This window comes from Pseudomonas sp. NPDC089743, assembly GCF_044748785.1.
Classification (GTDB): domain Bacteria; phylum Pseudomonadota; class Gammaproteobacteria; order Pseudomonadales; family Pseudomonadaceae; genus Aquipseudomonas; species Aquipseudomonas putida_X.
The window spans coordinates 159,019-176,198 of record NZ_JBIVGS010000004.1 but is presented as its reverse complement, the minus strand read 5'-3'; the positions used below and the strand labels follow the sequence as shown (position 1 = coordinate 176,198).

The 17,180-nt window shown below is 62.7% G+C and carries 15 protein-coding genes; 7 read left to right on the top strand and 8 right to left on the bottom strand.

Annotated features, from left to right (window positions below; genetic code table 11):
* Position 1 precedes the first annotated feature (1 nt).
* Entirely contained in the window at positions 2 to 1,576 is a 1,575-nt protein-coding gene (nikA, locus tag ACIPZC_RS09970) for a nickel ABC transporter substrate-binding protein (protein ID WP_400626572.1), read from the bottom strand.
* An 87-nt stretch (positions 1,577 to 1,663) separates the two neighbouring features.
* Between nikA and nikR the strand changes: the two genes are divergently transcribed.
* On the top strand, positions 1,664 to 2,080 hold the full coding sequence (gene nikR / locus ACIPZC_RS09965; RefSeq protein ID WP_241803762.1) for a nickel-responsive transcriptional regulator NikR: 417 nt from the start codon (positions 1,664 to 1,666) through the stop codon (positions 2,078 to 2,080).
* Between the two features lie 45 nt (positions 2,081 to 2,125).
* Here the strand turns inward: nikR and ACIPZC_RS09960 are convergent, their stop codons facing one another.
* Entirely contained in the window at positions 2,126 to 2,617 is a 492-nt protein-coding gene (locus ACIPZC_RS09960) for a DUF1543 domain-containing protein (protein WP_400626570.1), read from the bottom strand.
* Positions 2,618 to 2,875: 258 nt separating this feature from the next.
* Between ACIPZC_RS09960 and ACIPZC_RS09955 the strand changes: the two genes are divergently transcribed.
* From ACIPZC_RS09955 to ACIPZC_RS09945, 3 genes are all read left to right on the top strand, one after another.
* Positions 2,876 to 3,181: a DUF6482 family protein gene (locus ACIPZC_RS09955; RefSeq protein ID WP_241803760.1), complete on the top strand. Its 306-nt coding sequence runs from the start codon at positions 2,876 to 2,878 to the stop codon at positions 3,179 to 3,181.
* An 8-nt stretch (positions 3,182 to 3,189) separates the two neighbouring features.
* Complete coding sequence (locus ACIPZC_RS09950) at positions 3,190 to 4,716, top strand: cryptochrome/photolyase family protein (RefSeq protein WP_400626866.1); 1,527 nt, start codon at positions 3,190 to 3,192, stop codon at positions 4,714 to 4,716.
* Between the two features lie 246 nt (positions 4,717 to 4,962).
* Complete coding sequence (locus tag ACIPZC_RS09945) at positions 4,963 to 5,901, top strand: LysR family transcriptional regulator (RefSeq protein WP_400626568.1); 939 nt, start codon at positions 4,963 to 4,965, stop codon at positions 5,899 to 5,901.
* Here the strand turns inward: ACIPZC_RS09945 and ACIPZC_RS09940 are convergent.
* On the bottom strand, positions 5,878 to 7,017 hold the full coding sequence (locus tag ACIPZC_RS09940) for a porin (RefSeq protein ID WP_400626566.1): 1,140 nt from the start codon (positions 7,015 to 7,017) through the stop codon (positions 5,878 to 5,880). The two genes, ACIPZC_RS09945 and ACIPZC_RS09940, sit on opposite strands and share 24 nt — an antisense overlap.
* A 378-nt stretch (positions 7,018 to 7,395) precedes the next feature.
* Between ACIPZC_RS09940 and ACIPZC_RS09935 the strand changes: the two genes are divergently transcribed.
* Both ACIPZC_RS09935 and ACIPZC_RS09930 read left to right on the top strand, forming a co-directional pair.
* Positions 7,396 to 8,697 carry an MFS transporter gene (locus ACIPZC_RS09935; RefSeq protein ID WP_267816559.1) on the top strand — a complete coding sequence of 434 codons (1,302 nt, stop codon included), beginning with the start codon at positions 7,396 to 7,398 and terminating at the stop codon, positions 8,695 to 8,697.
* 1 nt (position 8,698) lies between these two features.
* Positions 8,699 to 9,883: a M20 aminoacylase family protein gene (locus ACIPZC_RS09930; protein WP_400626563.1), complete on the top strand. Its 1,185-nt coding sequence runs from the start codon at positions 8,699 to 8,701 to the stop codon at positions 9,881 to 9,883.
* A gap of 11 nt (positions 9,884 to 9,894) precedes the next feature.
* On the opposite strand, the gene ACIPZC_RS09925 is transcribed toward ACIPZC_RS09930, so the two are convergent.
* From ACIPZC_RS09925 to ACIPZC_RS09905, 5 genes are all read right to left on the bottom strand, one after another.
* Entirely contained in the window at positions 9,895 to 10,857 is a 963-nt protein-coding gene (locus tag ACIPZC_RS09925; protein WP_400626561.1) for a 2-oxoglutarate and iron-dependent oxygenase domain-containing protein, read from the bottom strand.
* A gap of 56 nt (positions 10,858 to 10,913) precedes the next feature.
* On the bottom strand, positions 10,914 to 12,023 hold the full coding sequence (locus ACIPZC_RS09920) for a BMP family ABC transporter substrate-binding protein (protein ID WP_400626559.1): 1,110 nt from the start codon (positions 12,021 to 12,023) through the stop codon (positions 10,914 to 10,916).
* A 74-nt stretch (positions 12,024 to 12,097) separates the two neighbouring features.
* Positions 12,098 to 13,024, bottom strand: coding sequence for an ABC transporter permease (locus tag ACIPZC_RS09915; protein ID WP_400626557.1), 927 nt, complete (start codon positions 13,022 to 13,024; stop codon positions 12,098 to 12,100).
* 58 nt (positions 13,025 to 13,082) lie between these two features.
* On the bottom strand, positions 13,083 to 14,183 hold the full coding sequence (locus ACIPZC_RS09910) for an ABC transporter permease (RefSeq protein ID WP_400626555.1): 1,101 nt from the start codon (positions 14,181 to 14,183) through the stop codon (positions 13,083 to 13,085).
* A gap of 12 nt (positions 14,184 to 14,195) precedes the next feature.
* Complete coding sequence (locus tag ACIPZC_RS09905; RefSeq protein WP_400626553.1) at positions 14,196 to 15,737, bottom strand: ABC transporter ATP-binding protein; 1,542 nt, start codon at positions 15,735 to 15,737, stop codon at positions 14,196 to 14,198.
* 778 nt (positions 15,738 to 16,515) lie between these two features.
* Here ACIPZC_RS09905 and ACIPZC_RS09900 point away from each other — a divergent pair.
* Positions 16,516 to 17,055: a DUF3237 domain-containing protein gene (locus tag ACIPZC_RS09900; RefSeq protein WP_400626551.1), complete on the top strand. Its 540-nt coding sequence runs from the start codon at positions 16,516 to 16,518 to the stop codon at positions 17,053 to 17,055.
* The last annotated feature ends 125 nt before the right edge of the window (positions 17,056 to 17,180 follow it).

Sequence of the window (17,180 nt, the reverse complement as noted above, 5' to 3'; positions counted from 1 at the left end):
GTCAGTCTTCCTGTTTCGGTGTCATGGTTTCGAACGGCACGTCGAACAAGGTGCTGCCGAACTGGACCTTGGCCACCGAGTCACGCCGCACGCTGATGGCCGTGAGGTGCGAGATGGGCAGGTAGACGGCCTGTTCGTGCAAGGTGGTGAGGATGAAGCGGTACTGCTCGGCACGCTGCTGCTCATCGGTGCTGGCCAGCACTTGGCCTATGCGCTTGTCCAGTTCGTCCTTGATGGCCAACCCACGCTGGGCCATGTAGTCGGCATGGCCGGCGTAGCGCATGGAACTGACGAACGAGTGCGGGTCGTAGGGCGCACCCCAGGTGTCGGCGAAGATCATGCCGAAGTCGCCGTCGCGCTGGCGCCGCGCCAGCGCCCCTTCCTCAACCGCACGCAGATCGATGTGGATGCCGATTTTCGCCAACTCCCCCTGCAGCACTTCGGCCAGGCTCTTCTGCAAGGCACTGGTGCCGAGGAACACCAGCTCGATGGATAACGGTTCGCCGCCTTTGCTACGCACTGAAGCGCCTGGCGCCAGGACCCACCCGGCAGCGTCGAGCGCACGTGCGGCCAGGGCAGGGTCATAAGGGTAGGGCTTGAGGCCGATACCGGCGTACGGCATGTTGCTGGCGAACAGGGTGTCTGCCCGTGGCTCAAGGCCATAGAGGATCTTGTCGATGATGGCTTGCTTGTCCACCGCCTCGTTGATCGCCTGGCGTACCGCCAGGTCGCGGGTGGCGCCACGGCCGGTGTTCATCGCCAGCGTGCGGGTGGCCAGCGGCGCCGACAGTGCGGTGGCGAAGCCTTGGTCTCGCAGGCGCACGAATGTGCCGGCCGTGATCTCGCCGGCGGCGCCCTGGATCAGCTCGATTTCGCCGGCCTGCAGCGCCAGTGCGCGGCTGTTGGGGTCTGGGATGACCTTTACCATGACCTCGGCATAGGCCGGCTTTGGCCCCCAGTAATGAGGGTTGCGCACGAAGCGGTCGTATTCGCCCAGGCGCGATTCGGCGCGCATCCACGGGCCGGTCCCGGCGGGCTGGCCAGGTTTGGCCTGAGGCGAGGCAAAGCGTAAGGGGCGAACCTGGGCCAATTCCATCAGCGTCGGGTAGTAGGGGTGCTTGAGTACCAGGCGCAGGGTCAGGCGCTCAGGTGCTTCAACGTGGTCCAGGGTGGTCACCAGCTCCATCCAGCGGTGGCGCTGAGTGTTGGCCAGCACTGCGTCGAAGTTGGCTTTGGCTGCAGGCGCATCGAAGGGTGTGCCATCACTGAAGCGCACACCGTCACGCAGCGTGAACGTGTAGGTCTTGCCGTCATTCGACACCTGCCAGGCCTCAGCCAGCCAAGGCTCCAGCGTACCGGCCGCGGTATAGCGCACCAGGGGTTCATAGACCATGGCCTGGGCGTACATCTGGTTCGGGGAGTAGCCACGCGGGTCGAGCGGCCCGGCATTCACAGGCCACGAGTACACCAGCCGTGGCCCTTGCTCGGCGGCGCTGCTGGCCGGTGCAACCGTGCACGCTGCGAGAAAAAGGAGGCCCAGGAGGGCGGGCTTTCGTTTACCTGGCTGCTGCTTCACACTGCGTTCCCCACCTTCACGGAGGCCGTAGGCTAAAGCGCAGTGGGTATGATGTCTATGTAAAATCATCTTACCGGAAGTTACCAAATGCAACGAATCACCATCACGCTGGATGAGGAACTGCTCGACGTCATCGACCGGCGGGTGGCGAGCCAGGGCTATCAGGGGCGCTCGGAGGCCATTCGCGACCTGTTGCGTGCGGGCATGCGCGAGTCTGAAACGTTGCCGGATGATGCCGCCTGCGTGGCCGTGGTCAGCTACCTGTACGACCACAGCACCCGCGAACTGCCCAGGCGGCTCAACCAGACCCTGCATGCCCACCACGACCTGACCCGGTCCACCTTGCACGTGCACCTGGACGCCGGCCATTGCCTGGAGGTCTCGGTGCTGCAGGGCGAAAGTGGCCGCATTGGCGAGTTGTCTCGGCAATTGATGGTCGAGCGTGGGGTGGAGCATGGCCAGGTGCAGGTGATGCCGGCGCCGGGTCAGGCCAAGGTGCGCTGAGGAACGGGATCGCTGCCCCAGCGCCGAGGCCAGGCAGCCGGGACCTCAGAGCAGGATGTAGTCGCTGTATTGCCGCAGCCCGCCATGCGCACCTTCTATCAAGTGCACATAGCGCCCGCCCACCAGGTCGACTGGCAGGCAATCGTCGACCTCAAGCACTGCATCGGTATGCGGCTTGAGCCAGCCTGCCTGCATGCGTTGCTTGCCCAGGTGCTTGGCCTGGGCCTTGTCCCTGGCCACTACCAGCAGGTAGCGATGCGCCTCACCGAACACCTGTGGCTCGTAGCCACCCAGGTTGATGAAGAACAGCCGCATGTCGTCCGGGCCTGGCGCCAGGGGGCTGAACCCGACACGGTAGCGGTCGATACCGTCGACTTCCAGCCACGAGTCGATATGCAGGCCTGCACGGCTGCCGAACCAGCCTTCGCGCAGTTGCGGGTACGCCTGCTGCAGTGAGTCCGCCTGCGCGAACAGCACGTCGTGCACCTCGATACTGGCCCGTGGGTGGCGGCCACCGAGCATGACTACGTACAGCATGAGCAATTCCTTCACAGGGCCGAAGCCACCTATTCTGCGGGTTATGAGGCCGGTCGACCATCGTCTCTCGACGCACCTTTGCCTGCCGGCTCTGGCGCCGGTCGCAGCGGCCCAGGGGCGATCGCTAAATATCAGCCGAAATCTATACAGTAAAAGCCAAAACCTATACACCGGTCTATTATTGTATAGGATTTACTGAGCCTGACATTTGCAAATGCCGCCCTGCGCAGCTGAAGCCTGCCTGATGGAGTACACGCCATGAACCTGCACAACCTGACGGAACTGGCCGCAGCCGGTAACGTTCGAGAACTTGAGCTGCTGTCGCTGGAAGGCGGCTTTTACATCCTGCGCGCGCTGACCGAAGAAGGGCCGCTCACCCTCAGCGATGCGAACGGCCAGGCACTGCGCTTGCGCTCGACGACCGAGCTGCGCCAACTGTTGGCCGATCTGCCGCCGGTGCCTTGCATGCTGGTGCAACAGGTGGTGCATGACGAGATGTGCGGCCAGCGCAACGGCCCTGTCGAGCCCCTGCGCGTACCGGTGACGCTGGCCAGCCAGTGGTAGACCGTACGATGCGCCTGGGCCTGGTGCTGGGGGATCAGCTGTCGTTCGACTTGGCGAGCCTGGCCACGCTGGACCCTGCACACGACGTTATCCTGATGGCCGAAGTGCAGGGCGAGGCGCGCTATGTGCCCCACCATCCGCAAAAGATCGTGCTCATCTTCAGCGCCATGCGCCATTTTGCCCAGGCGCTGCGTGATCGCGGCTGGCGGGTGGAATATGTGGAGCTGAACGCACCCGGCAACAGCGGCAGCATCGTCGGTGAGTTGCGCCGGTGGCAGCAGGCGCTGGGGGCGACGCACATCCACCTGACCGAGTGTGGTGAGTGGCGCCTGGAGCAGGCGTTGAACGATGCCGGCTTACCGCTGGTATGGCATCGCGATACACGCTTTCTGTGCTCGCGCGAGGCGTTCGCACGTTGGGCGAAAGACCGTCGCCAATTGCGTATGGAGCATTTCTACCGCGGCATGCGCAAGCGCTGCGGCCTTCTGCTGGAGCTCGATGGCAGCCCCGTGGGTGGGACCTGGAACCTGGACGGTGACAATCGCAAACCCTTGCCACGGGGGCTGCGTGGGCCATTCCCGGCGCGCTTTGAGCACGACGAAATCACCACGGCGGTCGTGGCGCTGGTCGGCGAATGCTTCAATGACCACTACGGCGCGGTCGAAGGGTTCGACTATCCCGTGACCCATGAACAGGCCCAGCAGCTCTGGCAACATTTTCTCGAGTTCGGCCTGGCCGCGTTCGGCGATTATCAAGACGCCATGGCCGAAGGCGAGCCGTTCCTGTTCCATGCGCGAATCAGTGCGGCCCTGAACATCGGGCTGCTGGATGTACGGCAGTTGTGCGACGACGTGGACACTGCCTGGCGTGAGGCGCGCATACCGCTCAACGCTGCTGAAGGGTTCATCCGCCAGCTGATCGGCTGGCGTGAGTATGTGCGCGGCATCTATTGGCTACGCATGCCTGAGTATGCCGCGCTCAACTACTTTGGCAACGACCGTGCGTTGCCGGAATTCTACTGGACCGGGCGTACCCGCATGCGCTGCATGGAGCAGGCCATCGGCCAGACGCTGCAACTGGGCTATGCGCATCACATCCAGCGGCTGATGGTCACGGGCAACTTCGCACTGCTCGCCGGCATTGTGCCCAGCGCGATATGCGAGTGGTACCTGGCGGTGTACATGGATGCCTTCGATTGGGTCGAGCTGCCGAACACGCTCGGCATGGTGATGCACGCCGACGGCGGCTACCTGGGGTCCAAACCCTATTGCGCCAGTGGCCGTTACATCCAGCGCATGTCCGACCATTGCAAGGCTTGCAGCTACAAGGTCGAACATGCGGTAGAGGAGGATGCCTGCCCATTCAATGCGCTGTACTGGCACTTCATCATCCGCCATCGTGACCTGTTGGCCGGCAACCCCCGCCTGGCCTTGGTCTATCGCAGCCTTGAGCGCATGTCGGTAGCCAGGCGTGAAGGCGTGTGGGCGCGGGGCGAAGCCTTGTTGGCCCAGCTCGACAATGGCCAGAGCCTGTGAAATAACCGTTCGATAAGCGACCACTTTTCCATGATCTGCAGCTACCGCTGGGCAGCCATCATGCACATTTGTGATGCTCGCAGATCAACCGCTCGGCGCAGTGCTCGCAGGTTCTGGATGCCAAGCCCGGCAGCAGGGCGTTCAGCGCCAGGTTGGGGCTGATCATGAACCGATTCCGGGCCTTCTTTTTGCAGTTCAAGGTGAGCTGCAACCTGAAACCCGCCGCTCTCGATAAGGTGTTCACGCTTGAAACTTCATCAGCTCAAGGCGCTTGTCGCCATTCACCAGGGGGGGAGCATTCTCGAGACCTCCAAGATCCTGCACATCACCCAACCTGCCCTGAGCCGTTCGATCAAGGAACTGGAGCGGGAGCTTGGGTTCACCCTCCTGCAGCGGTCGTACAAGGGCATGGCGTTGACCGATGAGGGCAAGCGCATCATCCGCCATGCCAACCTGGTGGTGGAGAGTATCCGCCGTTTGCAGATCGAGGCGGCGAGCATTCAGGATGCCGCATTGGGGGCGGTGTCGATCGGCGTCACCTCGCTGACGGCGATGCTTGACGGCGTGGATGAAAGCATCCTGGCTTTTCGGCGCAAGTACCCGCGGGTGAAAATTACCATCACCGACCTGCGTCCCAGCCAGATCCTGCAACGCCTGCGCGACGGTAGCCTGGACTTTGCCATCACCTCCCAGCAACCCTTGAGCCGTCTGAATCTGGATTGGGAGGCGGTGGGCAGCATCAAGGGCAAGGTGATCTGCCATGCGTCCAACCAACAGAAGTTTTCCCAGTCGCTGCGTTCGCTGCAGTACGCCAACTGGATCAGCCTGGACGAGTTGAGCGATCAGGCATCGCAGTTCCACCAACTGTTCGAGGTCAACGGCCTTCAGGTGCCACAGAACGCAGTGGAGTGCACATCGATAATGATGGCCCTCAAGCTTTTGAAAAACACCGAGTCGCTGATGACCATCAGTGAACTGGCCGTGAACGACGCCACCACCTTTGCCATCCGGCCAGAGTTCATTCAAGTGGCGGTGCAGGAGTTGGTCCCCGACTATCCGATCAACCTGGTCTGCATCGACCGCGATAGCCTCACGGCTCCGGCTCAAGAACTCTTCCACAGCTTGCGCGCAAGAGTCCTCAAGACGCTGCCACGTGACGTTTCAGAAGTGGTAGTACATGCCTAGTGAAACATTGCTTGGGTCATCGCCCACCTGATCGACAGGGGTGCCTGCGTAGGTCACCGATGACGCGCTCTGGTTGGCGATCATGCCCACCCGCGCATAGGCGGCCCAGCGCGGGTTGAAGAAATGGTCGTAGCCCAGCATCACGCCCAGCGCGTCTTTGTCGCGGGCCGACACCGACCGCTGGACCACCGCCAGCCTGAGCACGTCAAGCTTGCCCACCGGGGCCATCAGGCCGAAGGTGTAAACGGTGGTACTGGGTGTGCCGGCTTGGTCTACCTCCTGGCGTTGCCAGGTCAGGCTGGTGGACAGCGGGCCGAAATCATAGAACGCCGACAGGCTTGTGAAGTGGTTGGCAGTCTGTCGCGAGTTGCCACCATCGTCCCATGGGTCGCTGTAATACAGGTTGTAAGACCCCAACAGCAGCACACGGCTGTTCCGGTACTGCAGCTTCGCACCCCCACCACGCACCGTCCGCCCCTGGCTGCCGACATCATCGAAGCCGAAGCTCACGGCCGTTGCGACGCTGAAGCCGTTCATGCTCGGGCTGGTGTAGGCCAGGGTGTGCTTGGGCCGCAGGTCGAGATAGTAGGCGCCTCTGCCGGCAGCAGGTATGGACAGAAACGTATACGGTGAGCCGTATGCCGCCAGAAACGGGTCGGCGTAGGTCGGGGTGCTCACCCCGTAGGTTTTGCCGAACTCAAGCCTGCCAAGGCTGCGCGAACGCAGGGCGACCGTTGCCAGACGCAGCGTGCCGATAGTGTCCCAGGTCCCCACCATGGCCTTGCCGTTCAGATTGAAGCCTTCTTCGACGTCCAGTTCCAGCACCGTATCGGGGGCAACAGCTTTGCGGGCATACAACCCGAGCTTGTTGGTCCAGGCGCCGCCGCCTGCCAGTTGGAAACCTGAGTGGTGCTCGGAGTCGTGGTAGCTGGCGAATGCATCCACGGTACCGTAGACCTTCAGCTTGTCATCGAAACCCTGATCCACCCCGTAGTAACCGAACCCGGAAGCCAGCCGGTTGAGGGTCGGGAAACCCTCGGCCTCAGCCTGCGTGGCAAGACAAATCCCTTGGCTCATCAACAGCAACGACACGGTGCGAGTGATGCAAGTATTCATTCACGACTCCAGGCACAGGATACGGTCGCGCTAGATTCGATGAACATCAGGTTGCAGCGTGATTGCTTGTTTGGCCAACGTATGCCTGTTGGTTAATAAGGTGGGTTGGACTTGGCAGGGCCGGGAAACGATGGCCACGAAGCGGCTGCCTGGCAGTGCGCGATCCCTGTTCCCAGCCCAGTGCGTGGCCGATTTCGGTGACCCTTATCGGGGCACAAGGACGATGCCAGGGCATCTGTGCGCCATGCCAAGGCAAAGCGGCCACATCAGCGCCAGGTCAATTAACCATTGGTTAGCTCATTGCCAAAACCGCAAGTGTGTTGGCAGCGCGATTGGCTGATAGTCACTGCATGCCGTGATTCGCCATCGGAGATAACAATGAACAGACCGCTACCTGCACCTACGATCCTGGAGGCCGGGCCAAAGCGTCATGCGCAGGCATCATCCTCGCGCAGAACCCTGATAGCGTGCTCACTGGGCAACGCGCTGGAGATGTACGACTTCACGATCTACAGCTTCTTCGCAGTGCTGATCGGCCGGCACTTCTTCCCGTCGGAGTCGGCACTGGCCTCGCTGCTGATGTCGCTGGCAACCTTTGGTGTGGGCTTTTTGATGCGCCCTGTCGGGGGCATCATCATCGGCCGGTACGCGGACAAGCATGGCCGCAAAGCCGCCTTGAGCCTGACGATCGGTTTGATGACATTGGGCACTGCCTTGATCGCCTTCGCGCCGACCTATTCGCAAGTGGGCATCTTTGCAACGTTCATGCTGGTCGCCGGACGGCTTATTCAAGGGGTGTCGGCAGGTGGCGAGGTCGGTACCGCATCCGTTTACCTGATGGAGTCCAGTACTGCCGCCAAGCGCTGCCAGAGCGTGAGCTGGCAGGCGGCCAGCCAGGGGTATGCCGCGCTGGTCGGGGCGGGGTTCGGCTTCACCCTGAGCCAGTTGCTGGACCCGGCTAGCCTCGAGAGCTGGGGCTGGCGCATTCCATTCATTTTCGGCCTGCTGATCGGCCCGGTAGGCTTGTACATCCGCAACCGCCTACCCGAAACCCATGAGGCCGCTGCGGCACAGGAGGGCAGGCAGCCGCTGGACCCGGAGTTGCTCAAACGCATCGGCCTGGGCATCGGCCTGATGGCCAGTTCCACCATCGGCATGTACCTGTTCGTGTTCTACATGCCCACCTACCTGACGACCGCCATGCACTACCCGCAAAGCAGTGCCATGGCGATCGCCGGCATCAGCAGCGGCTGCATGGCGATCATATGCCCGCTGGCCGGCAAGTTCGCCGACAAGTACCAGCTCAGGAAACGCCTGCTGGTCTGGACCATTCTTGCGCCCGTGGTGCTGACGCTGCCGGTGTTCTACGTGCTTGGACACGTGCAGCACATGGGCCTGGCAATGATGTGTGTCGCGGCGTTGATTCTGCCGACCTGCATAGGCGCCGGCGCGTACTTCGCGTTGATCATGGAGGGCTTCCCCAAGGCACAGCGTGCCTTTGGCACCTCGGTCAGCTACAGCCTGGGGGTCACGCTTTTCGGTGGGTTTTCGCCACTGATCGCTACCTGGCTGATCGCCGCAATGGGCACCCCATTGGCACCGGCCTACTACCTGTTGGTGGGTGGTGCGGTAAGCCTGGTCTGCCTCAACTACTTCCCTGAAAACAAAGGATGCGAATGACATGGGTACCTTCGAACGAAATCAAACGCCGCAGTTGGCCGAAGACCTGGACGCGTTCATCAAGATCCGCCGCCAGATCCATGCCGCGCCAGAGCTCGGCGGCGACACGCCTGACACTGCTGCCCTGGTGGCTGAGAAGCTGCAAGCCTGGGGCTATGAGGTACACCGTAATGTGGGCGGGCACGGCCTGGTAGGGGTGCTTAAAGTGGGCGACAGCCCCCGCAGCATCGGGCTACGGGCAGACATGGACGCGCTGCCCATGAGTGAGAAGAACCCCTTCGCGCATGCCAGCAAGATCCCGGGGCGCATGCATGCCTGTGGCCATGACGGGCATACCGCGATCCTGCTGGCGGCGGCTTCGCGATTGGCTGCCACGCGCAACTTCAACGGTACCTTGAACCTGATCTTCCAGCCCGACGAAGAAGGCCTGGCCGGCGCCAAGGCCATGATCGATGATGGCCTGTTCGAGCGTTTCCCGTGTGATTCTGTGTACGCGTTGCACAACATGCCAGGCATGCCGGTGGGCACTTGCGTGGTGCAGAGCGGGCCGACCATGGCGTCTTCCCAGCGGGTGAGCATTCGCATCAGCGGCAAAGGCGGGCACGGCGCCATGCCGGAGCTTGCGGTGGACCCCATCTCGGCTTTGAATAGCCTGATCAGTGGCATCCAGACCATCAAGTCGCGCAACCTGAGCGTTGAAGAGTATGCGGTGATCAGTATCGGCATGATCCAGGCGGGCACGGTCTACAACATCATTCCTGATGAAGCGAGCATGTTGCTCAGCGTGCGCACCGATACGCCCGAAACCCAGTCGAAGATCAACCAGCGCATCGAGGCGCTGGTCAAGGGGCATGCCGAGAGCTTTGGGGTGGAGATCGCGCTGGACTTTACCCAGCTGGCGCCTGCGCTGAGCAACAGCGAGGCGCAAAGCGCAAAGCTGCGTGAGAGCCTGCGCCCGCTGTTTGCCGAAGGGCAGATGCTGGCGCGGATGCCCAAGAAGGTGATGGGAACCGAAGATTTCGCCTACATGCTCCAGGCGCGGCCGGGGTGCTACTTCATGCTGGGCAACGGCACAGGGGAGTTCCACGGTTGCTCGGTCCATAACCCGCACTATGACTTCAACGACGCACTGGTGAAGATCGGCTCCGATTGCTGGGTGAAGTGGGTTGAAGACTACCTCAGCTGATGTGGCGCAGGCTACGTGGCCTGCTCACGGCGATAGGCATAGGTTTCGGCGAAGCGCGACAGCATGTAGGCGCTGCACGAAACCGGCGGGTACTTGGGTGGGTTGTCGGGGCCGGAGCAGTTGGGCAGGCAACTGATCATCGTGTCCGGATGCGGTTCGGCAAAGAACGGCATCGAGTAACGGTGCGCGCCCTGCGGGCTGACGACCCGGTGGGGCGTTGAGGTGTACCTGTCGTTGCTCCAGCGCGCCATCATGTCGCCGATATTGACCACATAGGTGCCCTCGATCGGCGGCGCATCGATCCACTGGCCATCCACGCTCTGCACCTGCAGGCCGCCGGTGCTGTCCTGATACAGCAAGGTGACGCACCCGTAGTCGGTGTGCGCGCCGGCGCCTTGTTGGTCGGTGCTGCTGGCGGCCTGGCGCGGCGGGTAGTGGATCATGCGAAAAACGCTGATGGGGTTGGCGAAGCGCTGGTCGAAGAAATCCTGCTCGATGCCCAACGCCTGCGCCATCGCCCGCAGCAGGGTGAGCGACAGGGCGTGCATGTCTTGGTAATGCGCTTGCAGCAGCGCCTCCCACCCGGGGATGGCGGGGTGCCGATTGGGCCCACGCAGTGGCTTTTTCGCGAGCACGTCGGGATGATCCGGGGCCATGTGAAAGCCCATGTCGAAGGTTTCCTTCAGGTCGCTTGGCCGGGTCGGGTCCAGCTGTTCGGTGGCGATGGCGCCGTAGCCGCGATGGTGCTCGCTCTGGGTGATGTCGATGCGCAGCTTTTCCTCGGCAGGGCAGGCGAAGAACTGTTCGGCGGCCGCTTTCAGTGCGCCAATGCGGCTGGCCGGGATGGGGTGCCCCTTGATGTAGTAGAAGCCCCACTGCCTGCAGGCGGCGTCGATCTGCCGGGCTACGGCCAGGCGGGCGGTGGGATCTTGCTGGTACAGCGGGCTGATATCGATGATCGGCAGGGTGTTCATGAATGGCTCCGTGAAAGGGCGGTGCAAGCGGGAGCGGCTGGCGCTCCCACCCGTGTTTACTTGGGCAGTTGCGCCGTGATGCCTTTGACGTAGTAGTTCATGCCTGCCAGTTCGGCGTTGCTGGCCACGGCGCCTGCGGGGATCTTGACCGCACCCGCCTGGTCCAGGATCGGGCCGGTGAAGGGGTGGAACGTGCCGTCCTTGATGCTGGCGATGATCTGTTCGGCGCCGCTTTTGACCTCGGCGGGTACCAGGTCACTGAGGGGCAGCTGGACGGTGCCATCGGCAAGCCCGCCCCAGTAATCCTGAGGTTTCCAGGTGCCGTCCATGACCGCCTGAGTGCTTTTTATGTAGTGCGGCCCCCAATTGTTGACGATGGAGGTCAGCACTGCCTTGGGCCCGAAGTGGGCCATGTCCGAGGCGTAGCCGACGGCGTAGATGCCACGCCGTTCGGCGGCCTGGATCGGTGCCGGGCTGTCGGTGTGCTGGAACAGCACGTCAACGCCCTGGTCGATCAGGGCGTTGGCGGCATCGGCCTCTTTGCCCGGGTCGAACCATGAGTTGACCCACACCACCTTGATTTCGGTACCGGGGTTGTATTTGTCCAGCGCCAACTGGATGGCGTTGATATCGCGCAGCACTTCGGGAATGGGGAAGGAGGCCACATAGCCGATCTTCTTGCTCTTGGTCATCTTCGCGGCCAGGTAGCCGCCAACGTAACGGCCTTCGTAGGAAGTGGCCAGGTAAGTACCAAGGTTCTTGTCCTGCTTGTAGCCGGTGGCATGTTCGAAGGTGACCTTCGGGAACTGCTTGGCGACTTTGGCGGTGGGGTTCATGTAGCCGAACGAGGTGGCGAACACCAGGTCATAGCCGCCCTTGGCCATGTTGCGGATGACCCGCTCGGCATCGGCGCCTTCGGGCACGTTCTCGACGAAGCTGCTGTCGACCTTGTCGCCGAATTGCTTGATCAGGGCCTGGCGGCCCTGCTCATGCTGATAGGTCCAGCCATGGTCGCCGATCGGGCCGATATAGACGAAGCCAACCTTCAGTGGATCGGCGGCGGCGGCGGTCAGGGCGGTGCTCAGGCCAATGGCGGCTGCCAGGGCGCGCAGCAGGTGTTTGCTTTTATTGTGAGGTTTCAAGGTGTGGCTCCTGTAGGTCTTCATATTGGCTGTGTAAGGTGCGTTGGTAATGCAAGAAAACAGAGCAGAGGGGCATCGATAGCGGTAGGCGCGAGGCCTCAGCGCCCGGTCTTCCACGGCTGGCCCAGTGAAACCGGGGCGTACAGGCGGGTTTTGATGGCATCGCGCGACAGCACCACCAGCACCAGAATCGTGGCCACATAGGGCAACATGGCCAGCAGGTTGGCAGGGAAGCTCACGCCGATACCTTGGGCCACCAGGTGCAGGATGCTCGCCAGGCCAAACAGGTAGGCACCGAGCAGCACCCGCAACACCCGCCAACTGGCGAATACCACCAGCGCCAGGGCGATCCAGCCGCGCCCTGCGGTCATGTTTTCCGCCCACATCGGGGTGTAGGCCAGCGACAGGTAACCCCCGGCCAGCCCGGCCATGGCGCCGCCGAACAGCACCGCCAAGGTGCGCACGCGCAGCACGGGCAGGCCCATGGCGCTGGCGGCGTCGGGGTTTTCACCAACCGCCTGAAGGATCAGCCCGGTGCGGCTTTTGAGCAGCGTCCAGGCGATCAGCACGAACAGGCCGAAGGACAGGTAAACCAGTACATCCTGGTTGAACAGCATATGGCCGATGACCGGGATGTCCGCCAGCAGCGGTATGGCCAGCGGCTCGAAGCCACTCAGGGGCTTGCCGACCCAGGCGGTGCCGACGAAAGAAGACAGGCCGACACCGAAGATGGTCAGCGCCAGCCCGGTCGCCACCTGGTTGGCCTGGCAGCCGAGTGCTACGAGTGCGAACAGCGAAGCCAGCAGCATGCCGGCCAGGCACGCCATCAGCACGCCAAGCCAGAGGCTGCCGGTGGCGTAGGCGGCGATGAACCCTACCACCGCGCCGAACAGCATCATGCCTTCCTGGCCGAGGTTGAGCACGCCGCTCTTTTCGCACACCAGTTCGCCCAGGGCGACCAGTAGCAGTGGGGTACCGCAGCGCACCATGGCGTAGAGAATGTTGCCAAGCAGATCGAGATCCATAGTCGAAGCCTCAGCCTGCACGCGGTGGGCGGCAGGTAAACGAAAAGGTCATGGGGAGTCAGGCACTGGCAGGTTTTGCCAGCGGCGCGCGCCGGCGCCAGTTCAGCTTCAGGCGTAGCCGGTAGAGGATCAGCACGTCGCAGGCCAGCAGGTAGAACAGCATCATTCCCTGGAACAGCCCGGTCAGCGATTGCGGCAGGTTCAGGCTCATCTGCGCGTTTTCGCCGCCCAGGTACAGCAGGGCCATCAACAACCCGGCGATCAGAATGCCAAAGGGGTTGAGGCGCCCGAGAAACGCGACGGTAATCGCCGCGTAGCCGTAGCCGGGAGATACCTGCGGCACCAGTTGGCCGATCGGCCCGCTGACTTCGCTGACCCCGGCCAGGCCTGCCAGGCCGCCGCTGATCAGCAGCGCCAGCCAGACCAGGCGCTTGTGGCGAAAGCCGACAAACCCAGCGGCGCGCAGGTCCTGCCCGAGCACCTTGATCTGGAAACCCAGGAAGCTCTTGTGCAGCAGCACCCACACCGCCACCAGTGCCATCAGCACGAAGTACAGCCCGATATGCAGCCGGCCATCCTCGAACAGCGCCGGCAGGCGGCTGGCATCGCCGAACATTGCCGACTGCGGGAAACTGAACCCTTCGGGATCCTTCAGTGGCCCGTGAACGAAGTACAAGAGCAGGTTCAAAGCGATGTAATTGAGCATGATGGTGGTGAGGATTTCGTTGGCATTGAAGTGCGTGCGCAGCCAGGCCGCGAGTGCCCCCCATAGCGCACCGGCCAGGGTGCCCGCGAGCAACACCCAGACCAGCGCCCAGCGGCTTTCCCACTCGATGAGGTGGATCGCCACGGCACTGCCGGCCAGGGCGCCGATCAGCAGCTGGCCTTCGGCGCCAATGTTCCAGATGCGGGCTTGGTAGGCCACAGCCAGGCCGAGGGCGCAGAGCAGGATCGGCAAGGCTTTGAGCAGCAGTTCCGAGAGGCCGTAAAGGTCGCTGATGGGTTCGATCAGCAACGTGTGAAAGGTCTGCAAGGGGGCATGCCCCTGGGCGCTGAACAGGATCGCCCCGCTGAGCAGGGTCAACAGGGCGGCAAGCAGGGGTGACACAACGAGCATGGCACGGGACTGCTGGGTACGGGGTTCGAGGGATAGCAACATGAGGGGTTCTCGTCAGGCGGCGTCTTGCGGGGCATCGAACTGGCCGGCCATCCAACCGCCGACCTCCACGGTATGGGCCTGCGCGGTGGCCTTGAGCGGCGACAGGCGGCCACTGCACAGCGCGCCGATGCGGTCGCTGATCTGGAACAACTCTTCCAGGTCTTCGGAAATCACCAGGATTGCTGCGCCGGCGTCGCGCAAGGCAATCAGCGCACGGTGAATCGCCGCGGCGGCTCCGACATCCACCCCCCAGGTCGGGTGGGCAGCGATCAGCAGCTTGGGGGCTTGCAGGATTTCGCGGCCGAGGATGAACTTCTGCAGGTTGCCCCCGGACAGGCTACGTGCCGTGGCCCGGGCATCCGGCGCTTTGACCGCGAAGCGCTGGATGATCTGCTCGGCCAGCGCGAACACCTTGCCTGAACGGATCAGGCCACGGTTGACCAGGCCCTGCTGGAAAGCGGTGAGCAGGGCGTTGTCGGCCAGGCTCATGTCCGGCACCGCGCCATGCCCAAGGCGCTCGGCCGGTACGAATGCCATCCCCAGGGCGCGGCGGGCGTCGGGGTAGAGGTGGGCCATCGGCCGGTTGTCGAGGGTGATGCGTTCGCGGTCGCTGGCGGGCAGGCGTGTTTCACCACTGAGCAGGGCCAGCAGTTCGTCCTGACCGTTGCCGGCGACCCCCGCGATGCCTACGATCTCGCCGCTGCGTACTTCCAGGCGCAGGTGTTCGAAGGACGTGCCGAATGGGTCTTTGTTGCGCCAGCTCAGGTCGTCCACCCGCAGGCGTGGCAAGCCCCCGGCGCTTTTCGGGTAACTTGCCTCCAGCCCTTCGGCATCGCCCACCATCATTCGCGCCAGTTGCAGATCGCTGCATTGCGCCGGGTCGCAAGCGCCGGAGACCCGCCCACCGCGCAACACGGTGGCGCCATGGCACAGGGCACGCACTTCGTTGAGCTTGTGGCTGATGAACAGGATGCTGCAGCCCTCTGCGGCGAGTGTGCGCAGGGTGATGAACAGTTCGTCGACCTCTTGCGGGGTAAGTACCGAAGTGGGTTCGTCGAGGATCAGCAGCTTGATCGGCTGCATCAGGCAACGCACGATTTCCACGCGCTGGCGTTCACCGATCGACAGGCTGTGCACCAGGCGCTCAGGTTCCAGGCCCATGCCGTAGCGTTGGGACACTTCGCGGATGCGCGGCGCCAATTGCTTTGGCGTACCGGCATCGCGGCCAAGCGCCAAGGCAATGTTTTGCGCGACGCTCAGGGTTTCGAACAGGGAAAAGTGCTGGAACACCATGCCGATGCCCAACGCGCGGGCGAGGGCAGGGTCACGCATGTGCACGGGCTGCCCCTCCCATAGCAGCTGGCCGGCATCCGGCGCCGTGACGCCGTAGATGATCTTCATCAGGGTGCTCTTGCCCGCGCCGTTCTCGCCGAGCAGGGCATGGATTTCACCGGGCGCGATGCGCAGGTCGATGCGGTCGTTGGCCAAAGTGCCCGGGTATCGCTTGGTAATGGCACGCAGCTCGAGGCGCAATTGCGAGGGGGATGTGGACATGGGACTGCTCGGGGTCAGGGTGATGAGCAGTTGCACAGCAAAAACATGGCCAATTGGTCAGATTATTGTTCAAGGGCTTGTGTTAGAGGGGCTGCAGGGCGGGAAGGGCGCATGCTTGGTGAGTGGTCAAGCAGCGGTATGTGTGGTTTTGGGGCGCCAAGGTGCCAAATTGGGGCGCTGGGAGCAGGGGTTTGGGCGGAGCGCCAAGGTAGTAGGGTTGTGACGTCTTTAAGGGTGTGCTGGCGCCTTGAAAGTCCGGGTGACTGGGCTGGCCCGATCGCCGGCAAGCCGGGCTCCCACAGGTTCACCGGGGGCCTGAGGGGCGTGTGCAACCTCAGGGGCAGTGCTGTAGTAGAGAGCGTGGGGGCGGGGACTATCTTCAACGGCGTGAGTATCTTTGGGGGCTACAGGAAAGGGAATAAAACTGAATCCTTTACCCGTCGGCTGTAACGGCATGTAGCGCAGGCCGGTGTCCTTCTGGCTACAGCAGTGCCCTCAAGATCGAGTGCCGTCCGCATGGCGCTGAGCTCAAAGGTACTGAAGGTTCTGCGGCAAGACCCTATGACCTTGACAAATTATTGGTTAACAAAAATAATCGTTAACAATATTATCCACCTAACAATAACAAAGGATATTCTGTGCTCATGCAAGCGTTTATTGCACGTCCCTCAGCGGTCGCCGCTCGGTGCTGTCAAGGATTCCCGCCTCTGTGGTGTGGCGCCTCTCGGGGCCTGAACCCTACAAACTCCAATATCCATTCACTGCAGGAGGCAGCATGATGAGCCTTCGCAGAGGATTGCTCGTGCTGCTGCTTGGTGTTTGTACAGGTCTTGCCCAGGCTGCCAGTTACGCTCCGCCCCCGCTCAAGCTCGAACCCCTGGCGCGCTTCACGGTGGACCTGGTAGCGCCGGTGTGGGAGCTGGGCGAAACCAGCGCGCAGGGCAAGCGGCGTATCATCCCGATCACAGGCGGCCATTTCGAGGGGGCCAGGCTCAAGGGCACAATCCTCAATAACGGCGCTGACTGGCAGATCGTCAGCCCCGAGGGTGTGGCAATCATCGACACCCGCTACCTGCTGCAGACCGACGACGGTGCACTGATCTACCTGCGCACCGAAGGCTACCGTTACGGGCCGGCTGAGGTCATGAAGAGGGTTGCCGCTGGCGAAGATGTCGATCCCAGCCTCTACCAGTTCCGTATCACACTGCGTTTCGAGACTTCGGCGCCCCAGTACGCCTGGCTTAACCGCGCGGTCGGCGTGGGTAGCGCGATGCGCTTGGGCAATGCAGTGGTCTACGATGCGTTCGAAGTGAAATAGTTATCTGTATAAACTATCGTTTCACCGCTGCGCGCTTTGTTGCAGGTGAGCAGGCTGTGCTGACGGGTTCATACCGAATCGCCCCAGGCTAGGAAGCACCGGGGGCAGGACCTGCCTGGCTGTCC